The sequence below is a fragment of the Mesorhizobium sp. genome (assembly GCF_024509055.1).
Lineage (GTDB): Bacteria > Pseudomonadota > Alphaproteobacteria > Rhizobiales > Rhizobiaceae > Mesorhizobium.
The window spans coordinates 1-3188 of sequence record NZ_JANINM010000200.1; the positions used below are offsets into that span (position 1 = coordinate 1).

Genomic DNA, 3188 nt, shown 5'->3' on the forward strand with positions numbered 1-3188 from the left:
TTCTAGGGTCTGCGCGCGTCGCTCCGCTCCTTGCTTCGCCCTAGAATGACGAAGGATGGGAACGGCGCTTCTGCAACACCCCCTGGCGCCCAGGATGACGCTGGAGCTTCACGCGAGACGACCCCTCTGCCAGCGGGCAGAGGGGGCGCGAAGGAACGAGGCCTCTTTCACTTCGTCATTCTAGGGCGGAGCAAGGAGCGAAGCGACGCGCGCAGACCCTAGAATCCATGCCGCGACGGTGGAGAGCCACTACCGCGCAGAACGTTCACCAGCCAATCCCGCGAAACAGCTCGAACCATTCAGGATTGGTCTTCTCGATCAATTCAACCTTCCATTGGCGTGGCCAGCGTTTCAATGACGTCTCACGCTGAATGGCGTCGGTGATGTCAAAGTATTCCTCGTACCAGACCAGACGCTGCATGCCGTAGCGGCTGGTGAAGCTGGAGCCCTGGCCGGTCTTGTGCTCGGGCATCCGACGGGCAAGGTCGTTGGTGACACCGATATAGATCGTGCCGCGTTTCTGGCTCGCGGTCATGTAGACATAGCCGGTCATGGAGCGATCCTAGCTGGCGCGGGTTGTGGACGCTATTCTGCACCGTTGCATTCTACGGCCGATGACACGGCATGGATTCTAGGGTCTGCGCGCGTCGCTCCGCTCCTTGCTTCGCCCTAGAATGACGAAGGGATGGGGACGGCGTGTCTGCGACACCCCTTACAACGGCATTTCCGAGGTCTGCTTCACCGTCTGGCTGGGCACATCGGTCTTGACGTTCTGCACGCCCTTGATGCGGCTGAGGTGCTCCGACTGGAAGCGGCGGTATTCCTCGATGCCGGCCGCGACGACGCGCACCATGGCGTCGCAGTCGCCCAGCATGAGATAGCATTCCAGCACCTCGGGCAGCTTCGCCACCTCGGCGGCGAAGTGCTCGATGGTGTCCTCGTCCTGCTGCTTCAACCAGATGCGGGTGAAGAAGGTGTGGCCGCGGCCGATCTTGGCCGGGTTGAGCACCGCGACATAACGGTCGATGACGCCGGCCTCCTCCAGGAGCTTCACGCGCCTCAGGCATGGCGAGGGCGACAGGCCGACCTCCTTGGCCAGGTCGTTGTTGGCCATGCGGCCGTCGCGCTGCAAGGCGCGCAGGATTCGCCTGTCGATCTCATCCAGCTTCATGGCTCAAGATTCCAGTCTTTCCGCAAATTGCGCTATCCAATGTTAAAATCTGGCAGAACGGACGAATCTTCGCAACCCGATTGCGGAGTGCTTCGGCTATGCTGCGCCGCAGATGACCGACAAGCGAACGATTGAAGCGGAACGGCCGCAAGGCCGGCCGAAGGCAGGACCATGAGCGTTTCCGACATCACCCTCGATGAAGGCCAGGCCGGAGGCGGGCACGGCGCGGAGTTCCGGCGGGGCGTGGCTGCCTCGACGCCGGTGCTGCTCGGCATCATCCCCTATGCGCTGGTGCTCGGCGCGCAGGCCGCGCAAAAGGGCCTGAGCGTCGCCGAGGTGCCGCTGATGACGGGGCTGAACTTCGCCGGCGGCTCCGAATTCGCAGCCATCCAGCTCTGGACGTCGCCGCCGCATATCCTGCTGATTGCCGCCATCACGCTTTTGGTCAACAGCCGGCATTTCCTGATGGGCGCGGCGCTGGCGCCGTTCCTGCGCCACCTGCCGCGGCGCAAGGTGTTTCCGGCGCTGTTCCTGATGTGCGACGAGAGCTGGGCGATCGGGCTGGCGGACGCAAAACGCCGCGAGGCCGCCGGGCTGCGGCCCGCCTTCAGCCTGGCCTATTACGCGGGCACCGCCCTGCCCTTCTACGTGGCCTGGGTCTTCTTCACCACATGCGGCGCAGCGCTCGGGCCGATGCTCGGCAACGTCGAGAATTACGGCTTCGCCATGGCCTTCCCGGCGGTCTTCCTGGTGCTGCTCAGGGGCATGTGGAAGGGCTTTGCCGCCGCGCGCCCCTGGCTGGTCAGCCTCGTGGTGGCGGCGGCCATCCATCTCCTCGTTCCCGGCGCCTGGTATGTGGCTGCCGGCGCGCTTTCCGGCCTCCTGGCCGCCTGGTTCCTGGCAGGTGAGAAATGATCGACCCGATGACCGTATTCGCCATACTGGCGATGGCCGGCGTGACCTATCTGACGCGCATCGGCGGCTATGTTGTACTGCGCAACCGCACGCTCAGCCCGCGCGCCACCGCGGTGATGGAGGCCGCGCCCGGCTGCGTGCTGATCTCGGTGATCGCGCCGGATTTCGTGTCGAGGAACCCGGCGGACCTTGCCGCGCTCGCCATCACGCTCGCGGCCGCGACAAGGCTCTCAATGCTGCCCACCGTGGTGATCGGGGTGGCCTCGGCCGGAGCGCTGCGGTGGCTGATGGGGTAGGTAATCTTCCCTCAAGGGGGAGATTACTAGCGCCCGTAGATGCCGATCTCGTCAGGCTGCAGCGAGAGGCCCTTGCCGTCACCCTTGTCGGCGTGCTCGCCCAGATATTTCTTCAGCGCGGTGTGCAGCTTGTCGCCGTCGTTGCCTTGCGGATCGACGATGGCGTTGACCAGCGTGTCGAGCGAGACGCCAAGTTCATCGAGCCCGAGCTTCTTCTCGATCTGGGTTACGGCGGACGGCGACTTCTGCTTCAGGTCGTCCACCGCCTTCTTGATGGCCGAGCCGTAGGCAAACAGGGATTTGTAATCGTCCTGCTTGATGCCGAATTCCTGGCCGACACGCTCGAACAGGCGAGCCTTCATCTGCGTGGAGTCAGTGTTGTTCACGCTGAACATGGATTCGTTGATCTTGCCCTGCGCCTGCGTGAGCGGCGAGCCGGCGGGGCTGGAGGCCCCATTGATGGTCGCGACGAGGCTGGTGGCTGACGACTGCCCGGCCGACTGCGGGCGCTGCGGCTGCAGGATCAGGAGGGTGGCGCTGTTCAATGCGGCAAGCGAAGACATTCCTGGCCTCCTCGGCGCCCATTCGTCATGGAAAGGCAACCGGATCGTCGAGCCAAGACATCATGTCCCAGGCAACAAGATTGGATAGGGCAAAGAATAGTGGGGCTTAGCTTAAGAATTTGCTAGTCGATGGTGCCCTCGTTGAGTGCTGTATGCGAAAAGAATTCTGCATCGCTGCATCTCTCATAAGTCACGGCATGGATCCTAGGGTCTGCGCGCGTCGCTTCGCTCCTTGCTCCGCCC

5 protein-coding genes are annotated in these 3188 nt (G+C 63.6%); 2 read left to right on the forward strand and 3 right to left on the reverse strand.

The genetic code is table 11. The features are described 5' to 3' along the window. Positions 1-265 precede the first annotated feature (265 nt). Both Q0L57_RS09435 and Q0L57_RS09440 read right to left on the reverse strand, forming a co-directional pair. Entirely contained in the window at positions 266-553 is a 288-nt protein-coding gene (locus Q0L57_RS09435) for a GIY-YIG nuclease family protein (protein WP_296741531.1), read from the reverse strand. Positions 554-712: 159 nt separating this feature from the next. Next, complete coding sequence (locus Q0L57_RS09440) at positions 713-1171, reverse strand: Lrp/AsnC family transcriptional regulator (RefSeq protein ID WP_296741534.1); 459 nt, start codon at positions 1169-1171, stop codon at positions 713-715. A 171-nt stretch (positions 1172-1342) separates the two neighbouring features. Between Q0L57_RS09440 and Q0L57_RS09445 the strand changes: the two genes are divergently transcribed. Together Q0L57_RS09445 and Q0L57_RS09450 are read left to right on the forward strand one after the other, a co-directional pair. After that, positions 1343-2086 carry an AzlC family ABC transporter permease gene (locus Q0L57_RS09445; RefSeq protein WP_296741536.1) on the forward strand — a complete coding sequence of 248 codons (744 nt, stop codon included), beginning with the start codon at positions 1343-1345 and terminating at the stop codon, positions 2084-2086. Further along, positions 2083-2382 carry an AzlD family protein gene (locus Q0L57_RS09450; RefSeq protein ID WP_296741539.1) on the forward strand — a complete coding sequence of 100 codons (300 nt, stop codon included), beginning with the start codon at positions 2083-2085 and terminating at the stop codon, positions 2380-2382. The genes Q0L57_RS09445 and Q0L57_RS09450 overlap by 4 nt, the downstream gene beginning before the upstream one ends. Positions 2383-2408: 26 nt before the next feature. On the opposite strand, the gene Q0L57_RS09455 is transcribed toward Q0L57_RS09450, so the two are convergent. Then, complete coding sequence (locus tag Q0L57_RS09455; protein WP_296741542.1) at positions 2409-2945, reverse strand: hypothetical protein; 537 nt, start codon at positions 2943-2945, stop codon at positions 2409-2411. Positions 2946-3188: the final 243 nt, after the last annotated feature.